Source organism: Occallatibacter gabretensis, from assembly GCF_001449115.1.
GTDB lineage: Bacteria > Acidobacteriota > Terriglobia > Terriglobales > Acidobacteriaceae > Telmatobacter > Telmatobacter gabretensis.
Map to the genome: position 1 here is coordinate 36868 of NZ_LAIJ01000002.1, position 18371 is coordinate 55238.

18 protein-coding genes and 1 tRNA gene are annotated in these 18371 nt (G+C 58.3%); 9 read left to right on the forward strand and 10 right to left on the reverse strand.

Annotated elements, in window-relative coordinates:
- Window positions 1-86: 86 nt before the first annotated feature.
- Window positions 87-1187 carry a LacI family DNA-binding transcriptional regulator gene (locus tag VO84_RS01940; protein ID WP_082661616.1) on the forward strand — a complete coding sequence of 367 codons (1101 nt, stop codon included), beginning with the start codon at window positions 87-89 and terminating at the stop codon, window positions 1185-1187.
- Between the two features lie 15 nt (window positions 1188-1202).
- Here the strand turns inward: VO84_RS01940 and VO84_RS01945 are convergent, their stop codons facing one another.
- Window positions 1203-1409 (reverse strand): hypothetical protein, encoded by a 207-nt coding sequence (locus VO84_RS01945; protein ID WP_058185611.1) that lies wholly within the window; start codon window positions 1407-1409, stop codon window positions 1203-1205.
- Between the two features lie 110 nt (window positions 1410-1519).
- Here VO84_RS01945 and VO84_RS23120 point away from each other — a divergent pair, with 110 nt between their 5' ends.
- On the forward strand, window positions 1520-1645 hold the full coding sequence (locus VO84_RS23120; RefSeq protein ID WP_269431399.1) for a hypothetical protein: 126 nt from the start codon (window positions 1520-1522) through the stop codon (window positions 1643-1645).
- Window positions 1646-1653: 8 nt separating this feature from the next.
- Entirely contained in the window at window positions 1654-2880 is a 1227-nt protein-coding gene (locus VO84_RS01950) for an acetate/propionate family kinase (RefSeq protein WP_058185612.1), read from the forward strand.
- Between the two features lie 37 nt (window positions 2881-2917).
- Here the strand turns inward: VO84_RS01950 and VO84_RS01955 are convergent, their stop codons facing one another.
- Window positions 2918-4198, reverse strand: coding sequence for a homoserine dehydrogenase (locus tag VO84_RS01955; protein WP_058185613.1), 1281 nt, complete (start codon window positions 4196-4198; stop codon window positions 2918-2920).
- 118 nt (window positions 4199-4316) lie between these two features.
- On the opposite strand from VO84_RS01955, the gene VO84_RS01960 reads away from it, so the two are divergent.
- Together VO84_RS01960 and VO84_RS01965 are read left to right on the forward strand one after the other, a co-directional pair.
- A complete protein-coding gene (locus tag VO84_RS01960) occupies window positions 4317-4742 on the forward strand; it encodes a hypothetical protein (RefSeq protein ID WP_058185614.1) in 426 nt (141 codons plus the stop codon).
- A gap of 51 nt (window positions 4743-4793) precedes the next feature.
- A complete protein-coding gene (locus VO84_RS01965; RefSeq protein WP_058185615.1) occupies window positions 4794-7085 on the forward strand; it encodes a TonB-dependent receptor in 2292 nt (763 codons plus the stop codon).
- A 9-nt stretch (window positions 7086-7094) separates the two neighbouring features.
- Here the strand turns inward: VO84_RS01965 and VO84_RS01970 are convergent, their stop codons facing one another.
- The 3 genes from VO84_RS01970 to VO84_RS01980 form a co-directional block, all read right to left on the reverse strand.
- A complete protein-coding gene (locus tag VO84_RS01970; protein ID WP_157439677.1) occupies window positions 7095-7817 on the reverse strand; it encodes an SIR2 family NAD-dependent protein deacylase in 723 nt (240 codons plus the stop codon).
- A 24-nt stretch (window positions 7818-7841) separates the two neighbouring features.
- Window positions 7842-8810, reverse strand: a complete 969-nt coding sequence (locus VO84_RS01975; protein WP_058185617.1) for a quinone oxidoreductase family protein — start codon at window positions 8808-8810, stop codon at window positions 7842-7844.
- A 65-nt stretch (window positions 8811-8875) separates the two neighbouring features.
- A complete protein-coding gene (locus VO84_RS01980; RefSeq protein ID WP_058185618.1) occupies window positions 8876-10150 on the reverse strand; it encodes a M16 family metallopeptidase in 1275 nt (424 codons plus the stop codon).
- Window positions 10151-10259: 109 nt separating this feature from the next.
- Here VO84_RS01980 and rlmN point away from each other — a divergent pair, with 109 nt between their 5' ends.
- The gene (gene rlmN / locus VO84_RS01985; protein WP_231737738.1) at window positions 10260-11396 is read left to right on the forward strand and encodes a 23S rRNA (adenine(2503)-C(2))-methyltransferase RlmN; all 1137 of its coding nucleotides are present in this window, start codon (window positions 10260-10262) and stop codon (window positions 11394-11396) included.
- Between the two features lie 14 nt (window positions 11397-11410).
- On the opposite strand, the gene VO84_RS01990 is transcribed toward rlmN, so the two are convergent.
- From VO84_RS01990 to VO84_RS02005, 4 genes are all read right to left on the reverse strand, one after another.
- Entirely contained in the window at window positions 11411-11920 is a 510-nt protein-coding gene (locus tag VO84_RS01990; RefSeq protein ID WP_058185619.1) for a DUF3617 domain-containing protein, read from the reverse strand.
- A gap of 94 nt (window positions 11921-12014) precedes the next feature.
- The gene (locus VO84_RS01995) at window positions 12015-13052 is read right to left on the reverse strand and encodes a gluconeogenesis factor YvcK family protein (RefSeq protein ID WP_058185620.1); all 1038 of its coding nucleotides are present in this window, start codon (window positions 13050-13052) and stop codon (window positions 12015-12017) included.
- 28 nt (window positions 13053-13080) lie between these two features.
- A complete protein-coding gene (locus VO84_RS02000) occupies window positions 13081-13641 on the reverse strand; it encodes a tetratricopeptide repeat protein (protein ID WP_058185621.1) in 561 nt (186 codons plus the stop codon).
- 164 nt (window positions 13642-13805) lie between these two features.
- Complete coding sequence (locus VO84_RS02005) at window positions 13806-14405, reverse strand: DUF4254 domain-containing protein (RefSeq protein ID WP_231737739.1); 600 nt, start codon at window positions 14403-14405, stop codon at window positions 13806-13808.
- Window positions 14406-14501: 96 nt separating this feature from the next.
- Between VO84_RS02005 and VO84_RS02010 the strand changes: the two genes are divergently transcribed.
- From VO84_RS02010 to VO84_RS02020, 3 genes are all read left to right on the forward strand, one after another.
- On the forward strand, window positions 14502-15707 hold the full coding sequence (locus VO84_RS02010; protein WP_058185623.1) for an ATP-grasp domain-containing protein: 1206 nt from the start codon (window positions 14502-14504) through the stop codon (window positions 15705-15707).
- Window positions 15708-15929: 222 nt separating this feature from the next.
- Window positions 15930-16979 carry a hypothetical protein gene (locus VO84_RS02015; protein ID WP_058185624.1) on the forward strand — a complete coding sequence of 350 codons (1050 nt, stop codon included), beginning with the start codon at window positions 15930-15932 and terminating at the stop codon, window positions 16977-16979.
- Between the two features lie 53 nt (window positions 16980-17032).
- Entirely contained in the window at window positions 17033-18082 is a 1050-nt protein-coding gene (locus tag VO84_RS02020; RefSeq protein WP_058185625.1) for a UDP-glucose--hexose-1-phosphate uridylyltransferase, read from the forward strand.
- A gap of 126 nt (window positions 18083-18208) precedes the next feature.
- Here VO84_RS02020 and VO84_RS02025 read toward each other — a convergent pair.
- A tRNA-Lys gene (locus VO84_RS02025) sits at window positions 18209-18284 on the reverse strand.
- Window positions 18285-18371 lie beyond the last annotated feature (87 nt).

Genomic DNA, 18371 nt, shown 5'->3' on the forward strand with positions numbered 1-18371 from the left:
GCTGTAAGTAAGACGACACGAGGGCCGGAGCGCTAGTATCGCTTCGGCCCTTCATTTTTCTAGCCTTAGCGTGATACAACTGCCGCATGGCTAAGGGTAAAGACGCCGAAACCGATGGCAAGTCCGCCGGGAACGGCACAGCAGAGCCGGGCCACATTAATCTTCGTATGCTGGCCGAGCACCTTGGCCTTTCGCAGACCACCATCTCGCTGGTGCTGAATAACTCGCCGTCCGCGCGGTCGATTCCCAATGAGACCCGCGAGCGCGTCCGCAAGGCTGCGCGTGATTTGAACTATCGGCCGAATTATTTTGCGCGTTCGCTGCGCCAGAGTCGCTCCATGAGCGTAGGGGTGCTGGCCCCCGACCTTAGCGAAGGCTACTTTACCCGCGTTATGAGCGGCGTGGTGGCGGAACTGACCGCAGCGCATTACTTTTACTTCACCGCCTGCCACGACTGGAATAAGGAGCTGATAGAGCAGTATCCGCGCATGCTGGTGGAGCGCGCTGTGGACGGCTTTCTGCTGCTCAACACGCCGGCGGAAACGATTCAGGTGCCGGTGCCGGTAGTGGCCATCTCCGCCCACTCGTCGGGGTCGAATGTGACGAACATCGTCCTTGACCACGAATCTGCGGCGAACCAGGCGCTGACCCATCTTTACAGTCTTGGCCATCGCAACATCGCCTTCATGCGCGGCCCGCGCGCCATTCCGGATTCGGAGTTCCGCTGGGAGAGCATTCAGAAAGTAGCACGCGGCATGGGCCTCAAGATCGATCCCTCGCATGTCGTCCGGATGGATGCCGAAGGGTGGTCGATGAAGGCGGGGCAACATACGATGGCGCCGGAGATCGGCTACCGGCCCATGAAGGCGCTGCTCGAGAGAAGCCGCGACTTTACCGCCATCTTCTGCTTCAATGACATCGCTGCCATCGGAGCCATTCGCGCGCTCAAGGATGTGGGTCTGGGAGTGCCGGATGACGTCTCAGTGGTGGGCTTCGACGATATTCAGTCAGCCGCATTCTCCACGCCATCGCTCACTACTGTGCGCCAGCCGCTTACGGAGATGGGACGGCGCGGTGCTCAGCTGCTGCTGGAGCGCATTGCGCATAAAGACCGGGAGTACGCCGTGGAAATCACCATGGCTCCGGAGCTCATCGTGCGCGAGTCCACGGGAGCTGCGAAGAAGTAGTCTCTTCGCCTCGTTTTATCCGCAGTAGTTCTGAAACCAGCGGCTGATGTACACCTGCGCATGAGCCTCGCCGCAATAGTGCCGCGCGCCTGGTGACAACGCCGCATCGTTCGACCAGCGGTGCACCGTAAGATGCGTGCTGGTGCAGTCGATAACCACCCATCGGACAGGGTTATCGCTCTCCGTGCCACAGATCTCACATCGGAATATCGTATCGATCATAGGTTTTTTTCTTCAGTGCAGAAGATTGTTGGAAATCGCTTTGATGAAGAATTGCTGAACTCGGAGAACGGTGTTCCAAATCCCACGGCGTTCAACAAACTGCGCTCACAATGATGATACATAGTATCGCTGTTGCAACTGCCGGAAGGCAATTTATTTGTGCGCGGCTGCTGTTTGTGCAGATGATACGCAGGATTGACGCAACCGGCAACGCCTCTGGCTTCGTCGGCATCTAGGCTCGTGAATGAATGTTCTGACACTCAATCCCGGCGGCAATTCTCTCAAGGCCGATTTCATTGCATGTCATAACGCACAACGATATGCATTTGAAGGAAAAAGTCGTCTCAGCGTCAGCATCGAGGACATCGGCAAGAGCCCGCAGCTCTCCATCATGCAGGACAAGAAGAAAGCAGCCACCGAGACCATTCCTGCGGAGAGCTATTCGCAAGCCATGAGCAGTTTGCTGAAATGGTGGAAGAATCAATCACGAAACAATGATTTTCCTCAAATGTCGGATGTAGACGTGATCGCGGTTCGCGTTGTTCACGGAGCGCACGAGTTCACAAAGCCGGCGCTCATCAATTCGCATGTAAAAGCCAGAATTGTCGAGTTTGAAAAACTTGCTCCGCTTCATAACAAGAGTTCAATCGAGATCCTGGAGCCAGCCGAGCATCAATTCTCGAGAGTGCCAATGTTTGCAGTCTTCGATACTGCTTTTCACCGGACCATGCCGGACTATGCATCGCTATATGGCATTCCAACAGAGCTAGCCGAAAAGCATCAGATCAGGCGATATGGATTTCATGGAATCTCACATCGTTATCTGCTGGAGCGTTATGCGTTTCTCGCGGGAAAAAAGCCAGAGCAATGCAACATCGTGTCCACGCATCTTGAGAGCGGCTGTTCGGTAACGGCAATTGAGCGAGGAAAGTCGGTAGACAATACGATGGGAGTTACGCCGCTCGAAGGGCTAATGATGGGCACTCGTTCCGGAGATATCGATCCGTCCGTTGTCGCACTGCTTATGCACGAGGAGCACATGACTGTCGATGATGTCATGACGCTTCTCAACAAAGAATCGGGCCTCAAGGCAATGTCTGGAATCTCTCTTGATACGCGAGTTCTGATGAAGGTGTATGACTCGAATCCCAAGGCGAAGCTTGCCATGGATGTATTCGCATATCGCGTAAGAAAAGCCGTAGGCGCTTACATCGCGGCGCTTGGGACTGTCGATGCAGTGATCTTTGGCGGCGGCATTGGAGAGAACTCACAATTTGTTCGGAAGTATGTCTGCGAAGGGCTGCGCGGCTTCGGGCTTGAGATGGATAGTGATGCCAATGAAAGACTGATTGATATAGAAGGCAAATTATCTACTTCGAAATCTCGCCTTGACGCGTGGGTAATTCCTACCGAAGAAGGTTTGCAGATGGCTCACGAGACACATTGCGCCTATAGAGAGCGGCAGCAATAGTGATCCTTCACGACGGGCCGATTTTCAACTTCAGGCCCTACTCTAAAATTTGCAGATCAAGTGGCGGCGCAATCATGCAATTCAAGCAGCGGATTCCTTCGAGCGCTCGCTTCAGCGTGGATGGCTTGCACGGCTCTACAGTGACCACAAAGGGCAGGCCATTGGCCGGGTAGCCGCCTTTCTGTGCAATGGCGCGAATATTGATCTGCTCGCGGGCCAGACCTGCGGTAATCTCAGCCACAATGCCGGGCCGGTCATTCACCAGGAAGCGGATATAGTGTGCCGTTTCCAGCTCGCCGCCTATCTGAGCCTTCTCCGTGGGAAGCTGCACGCGCCGCGATCCGGCAGCCAGCGATAGCAGATCGCTGACGACGGCCACAGCCGTAGGATGCCCGCCCGCTCCATGACCTGAGAAGACCACGTCGCCGCCGTACTTGCCGCTCAGTACAACCATATTTTCCGTTCCACGGGACCAGGCCAGCGGAGAACGCAGACCAACGAGAGTGGGCCCGACGCTGGCGGCCAATATGCCGTTTGCCTTGTCCGCGCGTGCAATCTGGCGTATGGTGCAGCCAAGCTCGCGTGCATAGGCGAAGTCGATAGCTGAGACCTCTGTGATGGCTGAGGGAACAATCTGCTCCGGATCGACCTCCACGCGCAAAGCCAGCCGCATCAGAATGGACAGCTTGGCGCGCGCATCGAAGCCGCCTACATCCTCCGTCGGGTCAGCCTCGGCGAAGCCTTTGGCCTGTGCATCCTTCAGCACGTCAGCGTACTCCGCGCCTTCTTCCATTTTGCTCAGGATGAAGTTGCAGGTGCCGTTCAGGATGCCTTCAACGCGTTCAATGCTGTCACCGGCCAGCCCCTGCTCAATGCCGGGAATTACGGGGATGCCGCCGGCAACAGCGGCTCCATACTTCAGATGTCCGCCTTTCGCCGCGGCCAGCCGTTCAAGCTCCACGCCATGAAAGGCAATGAGTTTTTTGTTGGCGGTTACAACGGACTTACCAGCTTCGAGAGCCTTGCGCACCCATGCGCCTGCGGGGTCCAGACCACCTGCCAGCTCCACGATCACATCGGCATCGGAAGCCAGCACAGCCTCGGCGTCTTCGCTCCACGTCACACTCTCCGGTACCCACTCTGCCTTCTTGCGCGCCACGTTGCGATTGAAGACATGCGTCAACTGAAGCTGCCGCGGCTGCGACTCCGTGAGGATGCGCGCCACCGAGCTGCCAACGGTTCCGAAACCGAAGATGGCAATGCGGAGAGGCCGTGTGGATTCGGCAGAGACAGGCGTAGCGGCAAGGACTTCAGGCACTGCGGATTCCTTTGATACGAAGGTATGTGATGCTATGCCACGATGATACCTGAGTCCTTATGCGTCCCCTGTCAATTTGCTCACCACGGCCCTGGACGCGTACTAATATGGAGAATCGATGCGCCGTGCACTCTCCATACTGCTCGTAGCAATCTTTGGCTTTGCGTCCTTTGCGCCGCTGGTCCAGAGCAGCCATGCGTCGCGTCTTCCTGTTTGCTGTAGACGGCGCGGAGTGCATCACTGCTCGTCTATGGGCGAGATGCCGGAGGACGCTGCGGCCCGCATCGTCGCTGCAAGCTCCGGGGCAAACTCCGGGACAAACTCTGGACCTGCGGCAACCGTTGGCGCGCCTTCGCGCTGCCCGCTTTATCCCGGCGCGCTCCATGCCACGCTCACACCGGTCTTTGCGCCCGCGCCTCAGCATTTTGTTCCTGCCGCGTCGCAGACCGTTGAGCGCATTCACGCGTTCTCCGCCACTTACGCGGATTCTTCTTCCTCCAGCGCCCACGCCGTGCGCGGACCTCCCACTGTCGTTCTCGCCTGACACAAGAAAAACAACGAGAACTGAACAGAACATTTGGGAGGCTTTTCACTCATGCGAGCTCTTGGCCTGCTCGCCGTTGCATTCATTTGCGCGGCTGTTCCTGCTTTTGCTTCCGTCTTTGCCGTAGTGCGCGGCGTGGTGCATGACGCACAGCACAGACCTGTCGCCGGCGCCACGATCACGCTGCACGCTACAAACTCAGACTTCTCCGTGCATGCCGCCTCCGGACAGGATGGAGCATTCACGCTGCCGGAGGCGTCCATTGGCCTCTACCGGCTTGAGGTGATCGCTTCGGGATTTGCAACATGGAGTGAGCCGATCACACTTGCTTCCGGAACCAATCCTGCCGTGCACATTGAGCTGGCTGTTCATGCGGCGTCAGAGACCGTGGTGGTGCAGGGAAGCGCTGACTCTGCTGCTGACACGGCCACGCCCACCACGCTCATCACGCACGCCCAGATCGACGAGACCCCCGGCGCGAGCCGCACGCTGAGCATGGCGATGATCACCGACTACGTGCCCGGCGCCTACATGACGCACGACATGCTGCACATGCGCGGCGGCCACCAGACCAGTTGGCTCATTGATGGCGTGGCGATTCCCAATACGAAAATTGCGTCCAACGTTGGCCCGCAGATCGATCCCGGCGACATTGATTCGATGGAGACACAACGCGGCAGTTACGCAGCCGACGTCGGCGACCGTACTTATGGCGTCTTCAACGTATTGCCGCGCAATGGATTCGAGCGCAACCGCGAAGCTGAACTCGTCGTCTCCGGCGGAAGCCCTTACAGCGGAGAAGCGCAGCTCTCCTTCGGTGATCACTCCGATAAGACAGCATGGTACGCCAGCGGAACAGGCTCGCGCTCTAACTACGGCCTGGCCACACCTGTCGCACAGATTCTGCATGATGCAACCAACTCGCAGAGCGCGCTTGTCTCCGTGATTCGCAACCAGACAGCGAAAGATCAGCTTCGCTTCGACGGTCAGTACCGCGAGGATTTCTTCCAGATTCCTTATGACCCCAACCCGAACGACTGGGAGCAGCAGAGCGATTATTACGAATCCTACGGCCTGCGCGATGTGCAGCGTGAGCGCGATGCATTTGTGCTTGCCAACTGGGTGCACACCATTTCGCCCAAGTCGATGGTGAACGTTGCGCCCTTCTACCATTTCAATCAGGCCAACTACGATTCGCCGAATACGGATCAACCAGTGGCTACAACATGGCATCAGGCGTCGAACTACGTCGGCGCACAAGGCGATACGCGTGCCGAAGCCGGGCCAAATGTCTTCTCCGGCGGTCTTTATAGTTTCTTTCAAGCTGAGAACGATCTCTTCGGCATACAAGTGAATGACGGCAGCACGCCCTCCCTGCCGAACACCGCTTCTAGCACCAACGCGGGTCTCGTCGAGTTCTACCTCGCCGATCATCTGCGTCTTGGCAAATATGTCACGCTGCTTGGTGGAGAGAGATTTTCCATCTATCGCGCCGGCTTGGATGAGACCGCGATCTATCCGCGCATTGGCGCAACCGTGATGATCCCGAGGCTGCACTGGGTCTTCCGCGGTTTCTACGGACACTTCTTTCAACCAGCACCGGTTCAGACCGTCTCGCAAAGTGCGCTGAATTATGTGAACGGCCAGCCTTCCGGAGAGAACACATTTACGCCGCTGCCCTCTGAGCGCGATGAGGAGCATCAGTTCGGCGTACAGATTCCGTGGAAGGGTTGGACGTTCGACATCGATAACTTCAAGAATCGCGTCAACAACTTTCTCGATCACGCGAATCTCGGAGCGTCGAATCTGTACTTTCCCATTGCGGTGCAGGGTGCGTTGATTCGCGCATGGGAGCTGGCAGTGCGTTCTCCCGCATCGGCCAAGTGGGGGCAGTTTCACCTGGCGTACTCAAACCAGATTGCCGAACAGCGCGGGCCGATTGTGGGTGGCTACAGCTGCACGTTGGCGGACGATCCTGCCTGCGACGATGGGCCGGGCTATGAGCCTGTCGATCATGACCAGCGGCATACGCTCAACACCGGCTTTACCGCGCGCCTGCCTTACCGCACCTGGTTCTCGAGTAACGTTTACTACGGCTCGGGCTTCGCAAATGGGCTTGCAGATTCAGGGCAGGGACCGTATCAGGGACCATACTTGCCCGTGCACACAACCTTCGATGTTTCGGCAGGCCATAGCTTCGGCGAGCGCTGGAAAGCGGCAGTGAATGTTGTCAACGTGACCAATCATCGCGTGCTGCTCGACAACTCCCTCACCATTGGCGGCTTCCACTACAACGATCCGCGCATGATTTCGGCGGAGGTGCGGTATCGTTTTCACTTTTAAAGTGCGGAACTAAGTGGATTCGACAGCAAAGAGGCCGGGCAGCACCTCTCCGGCGTTGCCTTCCACAATTGTGTCAAAGGCCTCGGCATTCAGCGGGCGTTCCGGGCCGATGTAGATGGTCTTTGCGCCGGCCTGCCGCGCCCAGTGAACGAAGTTTGCCGCCGGATAAACAGAACCCGACGTGCCGATGACGAACATCTGCGTGGAGCGGCTCATCTCTTGCTGAATGCGTCGCATCTCCAGCGGCATTTCGCCAAAGAAGACGATGTGAGGCCGCAGCCGCGCCCCGCAGACGCAATGTCCCACTTCGCTCAGACTTGCATACACGCTTCGGTCTTCGATTGGAGCCGCGCCGCAATCTTGCGAGCAGCGCGATTTTGCCAGCTCACCGTGCATATGCACCAGTCGCTCGGAGCCGGCCCGTTCATGCAGGTCATCCACATTCTGCGTGCAGAGAAAAAATCGGTCGCCGATTTGTGCTTCAAGCTCTGCAAGAGCCTTATGCGCCGCATTTGGCTTAGCCCTCGCGCAATCGGCACGGCGTTTTGAATAAAACTCCCATACCAATGAGGGATTCTCTTCAAGAGCCTCCGACGTACAGATTTCTTCCACGCGATGGCCGGCCCACAAACCATCCGATGCGCGAAAGGTAGGCAGGCCGCTCTCCGCGCTGATGCCCGCGCCGGTCAGCACAAAAACGCGATCATCAGGTTGAATGGAAATCGCAGGCATACTCTGTCTTTCTGATCTCTGCATTTACGGCTCCAGCAGAATCTTGCCTGTCGTCTTGCGGCTCTCCATATCGGCATGCGCCTTGGGCGCATCTTCCAGCGAATACACATGTTCCGTGCGCAGCTTGAGCTCGCCGCTGACCGCCCATTTCAACACATCGCCTGCGCGCCACTCCAGCTCCTCACGTGTGGCGATGTAATGCCACAGCGAGGGCCGCGTAAGAAACAACGATCCTTTTGTGCTGAGCTGGATGATGTCGAACGGTGGCACCGCACCGCTCGACCCGCCAAAGAGTGCCAGCATTCCCCGTGGACGCAAGCAGTTCAGGCTGCCTTCAAATGTCGTCTTGCCCACGGAGTCATACACCACATCCACGCCACGCCCGCCGGTGATGCGCTTGGTCTCCTCGACGAAATCCTGTTCTGTATAGAGAATCACTTCCGACGCGCCGGCTTCGCGTGAGATCTCTGCTTTCTCCGCTGTGGAGACAGTCGTAATCACCTTTGCGCCGATGCGCGTCGCCATTTGCGTGAGCAGCAGTCCCACACCACCTGCGCCGGCATGGATCAGTGCCGTTTCGCCCGCTTTCAGCGGCCATGTGGAGTAAGCCAGGCAATGCGCCGTGATGCCCTGCAGCATTACGGCTGCGGCTTTCTCCGGCGTCAGCCCTTCCGGCACCTTCACAAGCTGCGCGGCGGGGGCCAGCGCGTACTCCGCATAGCTGCCCATCACGGCAACCGAGACGACGGTGTCTCCTACTGCAAAGCCTGATATGCCGGGACCAAGCTCTTCAATCACGCCCACCGCCTCGCTGCCCGGTGTCATGGGCAGAGTGGCCTTGTATTGTCCCCTGCGGAAGTAGGCTTCAAGGAAGTTGACGCCGATGGCCTCAATGCGGAGTAACACCTGCCCGGGGCCGGGTTGTGGAATCGGCAGTTCCACAAGCTCCAGCGCCTCCGGTCCGCCCGTAGCACGAATCTGAATGGCTTTCATGTCAACGCAAGGATGCAACGGCAGGGTGGGAAGATGCAAGGCCTTGCGCTAGCAGGCCAATCTCGTTAGCAGACCAATCCTGACCGGCTCAGCTTGATGCCATCCAGCCGGCCCAGCAGCGTTACCGCGATGCGCTCCGGATCAAAGAGCTGCTGCGCCATGCGCTGTACCTGCTCGGCCTGCACGGCTTCCACGCGCGCAATAATCTCGTCACTTGAGAAGAAGTGCCCGAAATAAATCTCCTGCCGCGCCAGGTTCGCCATGCGGGAGTTCGAGCTTTCAAGCCCCATCAGGATATTGCCCTTGAGCTGGTCCTTGGCGCGCGTAAGTTCTTCCGCGCTCAGCGGCTCCTGCTTCAGCTTGGCAAACTCAGTCATGATCAGGTCGATGCACTCCAGCGCCTTGCCCGCTGAAGTTCCGGCATAGACGCAAAACGCGCCGGTATCGCGGTAAGGCGTCATGTCGGAGTAGACCGAGTAAGCCATGCCGCGCTCTTCGCGGATGGTCTGGAAGAGCCGCGAGCTCATGCCGCCGCCAAGCACCGTATTCAGAATCAGCGTGGTGAAGCGGCTCTCATCCGCTACTGGCGGCGCAGGCACACCCAGGCAGATCTGCACCTGTTCCAGCGACTTCTTGTTCTTGAGCAGAATCCGCGCACTCGAGAGCGGCGCGGGCAGCTCCGTCGTCGGTTGGCCGGGATGCAAGCCTGCAAACTTGTCCGTCACTGCCTGCACAAACTCATCGTGGTGCAGATTACCTGCTGCGGAGAAGACCATGTTCCCAGCGTGGAAGCGGCCGAAGTGGTAGTCCAGCAGCCGCTGCTGGTCCAGCCTGGCCACGGTGGTTGAAGTGCCCAGGATCGGCTTGCCCAGCGGGTGATCCTTCCAGAAGTTCTGAGTGAACAGCTCGTGGACAAGAATGTCCGGGTTGTCCTCGTCAATCTTGATCTCTTCAAGAATCACGCCGCGCTCGCGCTCAATGTCGTTCGAAGCGAAGACGGGGTTCAGCACCAGGTCTGAGAGCACATCGAGTGCAATCGGAACATGCTCGGCCAGAGACTTCACGTTGAAGCAAATCATTTCCTTGCCGGTAAAGGCATCCAGATTGCCGCCGATCGAGTCCATCTCGCGCGCAATGTGCTGCGCGGAGCGGCTGCGGGTGCCTTTGAAAACCATGTGTTCCACAAAGTGCGAGATCCCGTTGATTTCAGCTTCCTCAGCGCGGGAGCCGGATTTGATCCACACTCCCATTGCCACGGAGCGCATATGCTCCATGCGTTCAGTGAGAACAATGAGCCCATTCGGGAGTACGGTGCGGCGGAGATTACGTTCAATCGTCATGTCTTACCTTTATTCTAAAAGACAGGGGGAAACAGAGAGACCGATTCGGCGTAAGTTGCTGACTATCGGCTATTTGAAAAAGGCTGTGGGCGAAAACGAAGCCAAATTCGTGCAGATTTCCGGGGAGGAAACGGCGCCAAAGCCGCTTTTTGGATTAGATGCGGCTGGGCTGGCAGAAGTCATGGCCACCGTCGGCGAACCTGCATGGCGCAGCCGTCAACTGGCGGAAGCCATGTATCGCCAGCGGCTTACGGAACTAGATGCAATTACTACATTCCCTAAAGCTCTCCGCGAAAGGCTCAGCACCGAAGGGTTTTCGATCGCTCGCGCGCGCATTGCGCAGGTTTTCAAATCAGTGGACGGCACCGAGCGCTACCTTGTTGAAACTCCCAAAGGCGACACAGTGGAGACGGTCTGGATGCCCGAGGGCGACGGTGGCGAGGCCGGCGACGGCTCGGAAGCCGGAGAAACGGGGAAGGGCCCAGAGCGAGACTGGAACCGCGCCACCATCTGCGTCTCCAGCCAGGTAGGCTGCGCCGTTAACTGCCAGTTCTGCCTTACAGCCAAGCTGGGTCTGCAGCGCAATCTCACCGCCGGAGAAATCGCCGGGCAGGTCATCAGCGTGCTCGATCGTCATGCCGTGGAACTGGGCCGCGATCGGATCAATCTCGTCTTCATGGGCATGGGCGAGCCGTTTCTGAACTACGAAAGCTTCATGGGCGCAGTAAAACTGTTGGTTGAAGAATCTGGTTTAAGCCCGCAGAGAATGACGGTTTCCACCTCCGGCATTGTTCCCGGCATTGAACGCTTCGCGCAGGAGCTGGATGCGGTTCGTCCCAAGCTGGCCATCAGTCTCAACGCGCCAAATGACGAAGTACGAAGCGAGATCATGCCCATCAATCGCAAATGGCCCATTGAGGCGCTCATCGACGCCGTTCGGCAGGTGCGCCTGCGCCCGCGTGAGCGTATCACATTTGAGTACGTTCTTCTGGGCGGAGTCACGGATCGCCCACAGGACGCTCATGAAGTCGCCCGCCTCGTTCGCCGCACCGGCCTCGCAGCCAAAGTCAACCTGATCGCCTGGAATCCCGGTCCGGGAATCGCGTATCAAATGCCGCGCGAGGGTGCCGTTGAATCCTTCAAAAACGCCCTGGCCGCTGAAGGTATCACAGCCTACCTCCGCCGCCCGCGCGGCCGCGATATCTACGCCGCCTGCGGACAACTCAAGCGGACGGTGGAGGGGTAGGGGGAGAGTTTCGCCTACTTCCCGTTCGGCATCGGCATCGGTTTCACGCTCCCGCAATCCGGCCCCTTGTACATAGAGGTCGAACCGGAAGTCCATTCGATGGGTGCGGACCTGGAGCCCATCTGCATTGTGCCGGTAAAGTGCACCTTGCCAGTGGCGTGACCGTCTTCGGTCCAATGTGACTCGATGGTTCCTTTACCGCTCATCTGGCCGGAGCAGACCCAGTCCGCAGACATGCTGCCGGAGGCTATCGACACATTGGAAACCTGGCAATCTCCATGCGATTGCGGCATGGGCGCGCCATATTTGTCGATCATTGCCTGCGTCAGGCAGATCTGCGTGGTGTGCGGAGCACCGCTGAAGGCAGAGCCAGCCGGTGCGGTCATGCCGGGAGGCATGGGCGGCTGCTGCCAGGTTGTCGAGGTGGTCATCTCCCACAGTCCGGGCTTTCTGCTGCCCTGCGCCAGAGCAATAGCAGCGGCAAGGCAGCAACACAGAAGCACCGAAATTCGAATCGAACGCATGAATATTCTCCTGTTGTCTCAGGGTGTGCGCGGCAGGCAAGCAGAAGAAGGGATGCCGGCGCGCTTCCACTCTACGCGAGCAGCGGAGAGATTCTTAGCTTTGCCGCACCAGCGCAGTCCGTCCCAGCGCCAGCAATGCGCCCGTGACACGCGATGCCGAGTGGCGCACAAAGGTCTCTTCGGTGGCGAAGTCCCCGGCAATGCACTTCACACCGAGCGCCTCGACGCGTTCAATATCTGCCTCAATCGGAGAAGCGCCTTCTGCCGCATAGCGGGCCAGCGTCTCCGGCGTAAATGGCCTGACATTCACCAGCGCATAATCAAAGATCGACGCACGTGTGTGCTCGTAGATGCGCTCAATATGCTGTGAAGCCGTGAGCCCCAGGCTCTCATTGGCCTGCGTCATCAGGTTGCAGACAAACACACGCAAACCGCGTGCCGATGCCAGCGCTGTTGGAATCCCCTGTACCAGCAGGTTGGTAATGAGCGAAGTATAGAGCGATCCCGGCCCCACCGTAATCAGGTCCGCGTGAGCAATTGCTTCCAGCGTCTCCGGCAACGCCGCGGCATCCGGCGGCTCCAGCATCAGCTCTTCAATGCGCCTCTTGCTTGCCGTGATATTCGTTTCGCCGCGCACCAGGGAGCCGTCATCCATGCGCGCAATCAGCGTCGCATTCGCCGTAGTCACGGGATAAATCTTGCCTCGCGTGGCAAGAATCTTCGAGGCCAGCTGAATCGCCTGCCCGAAGTCGCCGGTGATGTCCGTCAGCGCGGCCACAAAGAGATTTCCGAAGCTATGGCCTTCCAGGCTCGTCCCAGAGCGAAAGCGATAATCGAAGAGCTTGGCCAGCAGGTCGTGCTCCTCGCTCAGCGCCACCATGCAGTTGCGCAGGTCGCCCGGCGGAAGCATGTTGAAGTCTTTGCGAAGCCGCCCGGAGGAGCCTCCATCGTCCGTCACCGTCACCACGGCGGCCAGGTCCGAAATCTGTCCCGGCTCACTCGTGCCCGGCGAAGTTACATGGCTGCAAAGGCCGCGCAGCAGCGTGGAGAGGCCTGTGCCTCCGCCAATGGCAACCACGCGCAGGGGGCGCGTGGCGGAGGGAATCTCTTCAACAGAGGAAACTACTGGCAAAAGTTTCTCCAGGGACTCGTCGTGGTCCCTACGGCTCAGGGTAGAGCAGCTCGGTAAAGCGGGGATCGTCTGCCATGGCCTGAAAATCATTGTCCGTCCTGGCCTGCAGGCGGTTGCGCGAATTCAAGCGGATCGCCTTCTCCAGCGCCGTCAGACACTCTTCCGGATGATTCGTGATGCATTCCAGCAATGCCAGCCCGTACCAGGCATAGTCTGCCTTCGGCACATCGCCCAGCACACCCTGAAAGTGCTCCCGCGCATCCTCGTACAGCCCGTTGTTCAGCTGTAGCACGGCATAGTTGTACCGTTCTTCCGCCGATTGAAAGGTAATCCGCGCATGCTCCAGCTGCCGGTGACAGGTGGCAATGTACATGCGAATGCGCTCTGCAATCTCGTGCGGAGCCTCGGGCTGAAGTTTTTGCAGAGCGGAAAGCGCCTTCTCATACTTGCCCTGCTGCACCAGTTGTACGGCAGCCTGGTAGTGCTGATAGGCAGCGTTATTCGCGGCTGTTTTGGCCGCTTGCGATTTCGCAGGCTCCGCGGAAGTTTTTTTGCGGCTTGCTACAACATTTCTGGCCTGTTGCGTCATTCGTTTTTATCCGATTCGAGAGGCACTCCAGCCACGCGCCGCGTATTCGAATGCGGCATAAGGGCGTCCTTGCCTGGTTGTCCTTTGCTCAGCCACCTTTTATACGCAGAATGCCGCGACGAGTCAAGACAGGCACTCTGCGCCTTCAATATACCCTGCGTACGTTATACGCGCTTGGTGTAAATCGCAGGATTGAGACTGGGATCGTTATACATCTTCAGCTGCCGGTAAAGTTTGAAGCGCCGCGTACCTGCCATGGTCTCCTTCCACAGAGCGTCCAGGCACAAGGCCAGGTCCGCCCGCTGGTCTTCCAGAATCATAAGCCGAGCCACATTCCGCTCCACGTGACCGTTCGGTGCATCCGTGCGTTCAGACTCTTCGCGTGTGTGATAGATCTTCAGAGCCAGAATTGAAAGCCGGTCAATCATCAGCCCCGGAGACTCCGAATTCAGCGGAGCGTTCTCCGCGGGTAACCCATGCTCGGCAAGAACCTCCAGCAGAAACGCATCGATCTGCTCGGACAGATCGTTTCGCTTCTGATTCGTCGTATCGATGCGCCGCTTCACATCGGCAATCTGCGCGTCAGTCGCACCTGGCGTGCGCGCCTCGTCCTCTGTATGCCACAGATCAAAGTTCGCGCGATGCTGATCTCCAATGAGCTGCCCGATTTTATCTCCCAGCGACAAAGCCGCATCCGGCGCCATGTGCCAGATCGCGATCAGCTCGTCCTGCATAGTAATCACTTGCGCTACGGAAAAATTCAATGCTTCATCCCGCTTGTTCATTTTTGATCAGACTTTTGAAGTGCATTGTCTATGGTAGAACTATCTCATCCGCGGGTCGATGCCGGGAAAGGCGCAATGAGCGATAACGCAGATCGGATTCTCTGTATTTCGACATATGAGAAGGGGCAGGACTTTCTGCTCCAGTGCGCCGATATGGGCGTAAAGACCACTCTGCTTACGCTCGAAAAACATCGCGATGGCGATTGGCCGCGCGAAGCTCTCGAAGAGCTGGCCACCATGCCCGAGGGGCTGACCAAAGAGCAGGTCACCAATACCGTTTGCTGGATGGCGCGCGGACGCAACTTTAACCGCATTGTCGCTCTCGATGAATTCGATCAGGAGCTGGGCGCGCATCTCCGCGAACATATGCAAATTGCCGGCATGGGCATCACACTTGCCAATGCCTTTCGCGACAAGCTCGCCATGCGTACGCGCGCCCGCGAAGCCGGCTTTCTTGTCCCGGAATTTACCCGTGTCATCAACTACGACGAACTGCGTGGCTACGTGGCCACCGTTCCCGCACCGTGGCTGCTCAAGCCCCGCGCCAATGCCTCCGCCATCGGCATCCGCAAAATTGCGGAAGAGGAACAGCTCTGGCGCGCGCTCGACGAGCTTGGCGACGAGCAAAGCCACTTCGTTCTCGAGCGCTTTGTCCCCGGCGAGATCTTTCACGTCGACTCCATCATCAGCGATCGCCAGATCGTCTTCGCCGCTGCGCACAAATACGGCAAGCCGCCCATGCAGGTCATGCATGAAGGCGGTGTCTTTAGCACGCGCACGGTAGACCGGGGCAGTAGCGACTGGCGGGAGCTGACGGACCTCAATGCGCGTCTCGTGCCCGCGCTCGGCATGGTTCGAGGCGTCACGCACGGCGAATACATCAAAGCGCACGCCGATGGGCGCTTCTATTTTCTCGAGGTTGCCGCCCGCGTCGGCGGAGCTTTTATTGCCGATTTAGTCGCGAGCGCCACAGGCGTCAATCTCTGGCGTGAGTGGGCGCGTATCGAAATCGAACAGCTGCGAGGCAACCCGTATCACCCCCCGGCGCATTATGCAGAGTATGCCGGTAGTGTTCTCTGCCTCGCGCAGACATCACATCCGGATACAAGCGCCTTTAACGCGCCGGAGATTGTTCATCGTATGAAAAAGCACCACCACGCCGGGCTTATAGTACGTTCACAGGAACCCGATCGGGTGGAAGAACTAGTTGACACATATAGCGCAGAATTTGCGCGTTTATTTCTGGCATCCATGCCAGCCCCAGAGAAACCCACAGCATAGCTGTGCTTGCCTGAATCAACAGGCCGGCACATCTTGCGCGCCAAATGGACTGAAATCAGTCCAACAACAACGGCTCTTGAGCCGATAGATAAATCACGGCAGCGGCGGACCCTTCGCCTATGCCGGCGCAGTGTGTAGGTTTTTTTGTACTTCTAAATCACGGTGTAATTGCAGGCGTCGGAATTTCATGCCTTAAAATTCCTGCGCCCATGGAGACTGTGCATGAAATTTTCCCGTCTGGCGCCTCTGTTTATTCTCTGGTGCGTAGTAATACTTGCATTTCCGTGCAGCATAGCGTTCGCACAGGACGCTCCACCGCCAGCCCAGCCCGCGCCTCCGCAAAAGCCTTCGCCTGACAATCCTCAGCCGCCTGTGCCTCAACCCGCGCCGGATAATCCCGCGACACAGCCGCAGCCTCCTATCGACAGCACTTCGCAGCAGCCGTTGCCCGCTGCTCCGTCACCTGCAGCGCCGGTGGATCAAAACCCCTACCCGGTACCCGCTCCGAATCCGCCTCCGCTCATGCGCGGTGAAAAATATCGCGCTCCGTGGCAAGGCGAGGAGCACTGGGGGCCGCTTTCCCGCGTCGGCATCGGCGCCGATATTTCACCGCTCGGTATCGGCATCAAGGGCGCGGTCATCCTGACGCGAACCATCGATGCACGGGTGATGGGAAATTTCCTCAGCTTTACCACACCCAATTTTGACGTAGACGGAACCAAAGCCACTGGAACCCTTCGTCTCGCCTCGCTGCAGACCGCGGTCGATTTTTATCCGCGCAACAGCATCTGGCGGCTCAGCGCCGGCGCGCTGCTCTGGAATGGAAATCAGATCAGTGCAAAGGGAATTGAGCAGCCGGGAACAAGCTTCACGCTCGATGGTCAGACATACTATTCGTCGAACTCAGATCCGGTGGGCGGCAGCGGCGTCGTCGGCTTGCATACCAATGAGCCGGCCTTTACTGCCAGCTTCGGCTTCGGGCGTTTCGTTCCACGCTCCGGTCGCCACTGGTCCTTTCCATCGGAGTTTGGGGTCGTCTTTATGGGCGCGCCATCACTCAACATCAACGTCTCCGGAACAGCCTGTCTTACCGCTGCGGAAACCCCAGCCACGTGCAGCGATGTAGGCGATACTACCAATCCAGTCGGCGCGGCCTTTCAACAGTCTCTTCAGTCTGCAGTAGCCCGCTGGCGTCGCTCGCTCAGCGAAGCGACCATTTACCCCATCTTTTCCTACGGCGTTGTCTACAGCTTCACTGTCAGGAACAAATAAACTCATCTGATGCGCAATGCCCCCGCACGGATAAAATTGTCGCGGGGGCAAGAATGTCGAACAACTGGCAATACCCGCATCGGCGCTGGAATCCGCTTCGCAAATCCTGGGTCATGGTCTCGCCGCATCGCACACAGCGACCCTGGCAAGGCGAGGTCGCGGAAAAAACGCTTCCCGCGGCAATTCACCACGATCCGCAGTGCTATCTCTGCCCCGGAAATCCGCGTGCCGGCGGAGCCGTGAACCCCGACTACAAAAGCGTCTTCGCCTTTGTAAACGATTACGCCGCACTTCTGCCTGAGTTGCCCTCAACCGAAACTCCATCAGCCCCTGGCTCGCTGCTCACTGGCGAAGCCGTGCGCGGTCTCTGCAAGGTTCTCTGCTTCCATCCCGATCACAGCCTCACCCTCGCCCGCATGACGCGCGAAGAGATTCGTCCGGTTATCGACGGCTGGACGCAGCAGTACGAAGAACTCAGCGCGCTCGGCTGGATTCAGTACGTTCAGATCTTTGAAAATCGCGGCGCCATGATGGGAGCCAGCAACCCGCATCCCCATGGCCAGATCTGGGCCACAGGTTTTGTCCCCGATGAACCAGCGCTTGAAACCGAAGCGCAACGCGAACACCTTCATAAAACCGGCCAGTGCCTGCTCTGCCAATACGTCGAAGCCGAGCGCGCCGCAGGCGAGCGCATTCTCTTTGAGAACGATCACTTCCTCGCCCTCGTTCCCTGGTGGGCCGTCTGGCCCTTTGAGGTCATGATCCTCAGCCGCCGCCACCTGGGCGCGCTGCCGGAACTCACCTCAGAGGAACGCGATGCCCTGGCCGACATCCTCAAGCGCACCACCACGCGCTACGACAACCTCTTCGAAACGCTCTTTCCCTATACGATGGGCCTGCATCAGTCGCCCACAGATGGTCAAAACCATCCCGAGTGGCACTTCCACATTCACTTTTATCCGCCCCTGCTGCGCTCCGCCACGGTACGTAAATTCATGGTGGGTTTTGAAATGCTCGGAATGCCGCAGCGCGACATCACTCCCGAAGCCGCTGCCGACCGGCTGCGCAACTGCTCAGAAGTCCATTTCTGGCCGAGAGAATAAAGCGGGAAGGGAAGAAATGCCCGCCGCGACCATCAACAGTGCTACTCACCGCGACTGCACGCAGAACGTGCGGTCGCTTCGATGAGAGATCCCTGGTCTGAAGTTGTGGGATTGGGCTGAATGCTGTGGTGAGCTCGCTGGGAATCGAACCCAGGACCCACGCATTAAAAGTGCGTTGCTCTACCGACTGAGCTACGAGCTCGTTACACTACGATTATCTCTAAACTAACACAGGCAGTGCTCTATTTTCACCCCCTCTGCCCGCTTTGGCTCGCTTACGCACATAGGT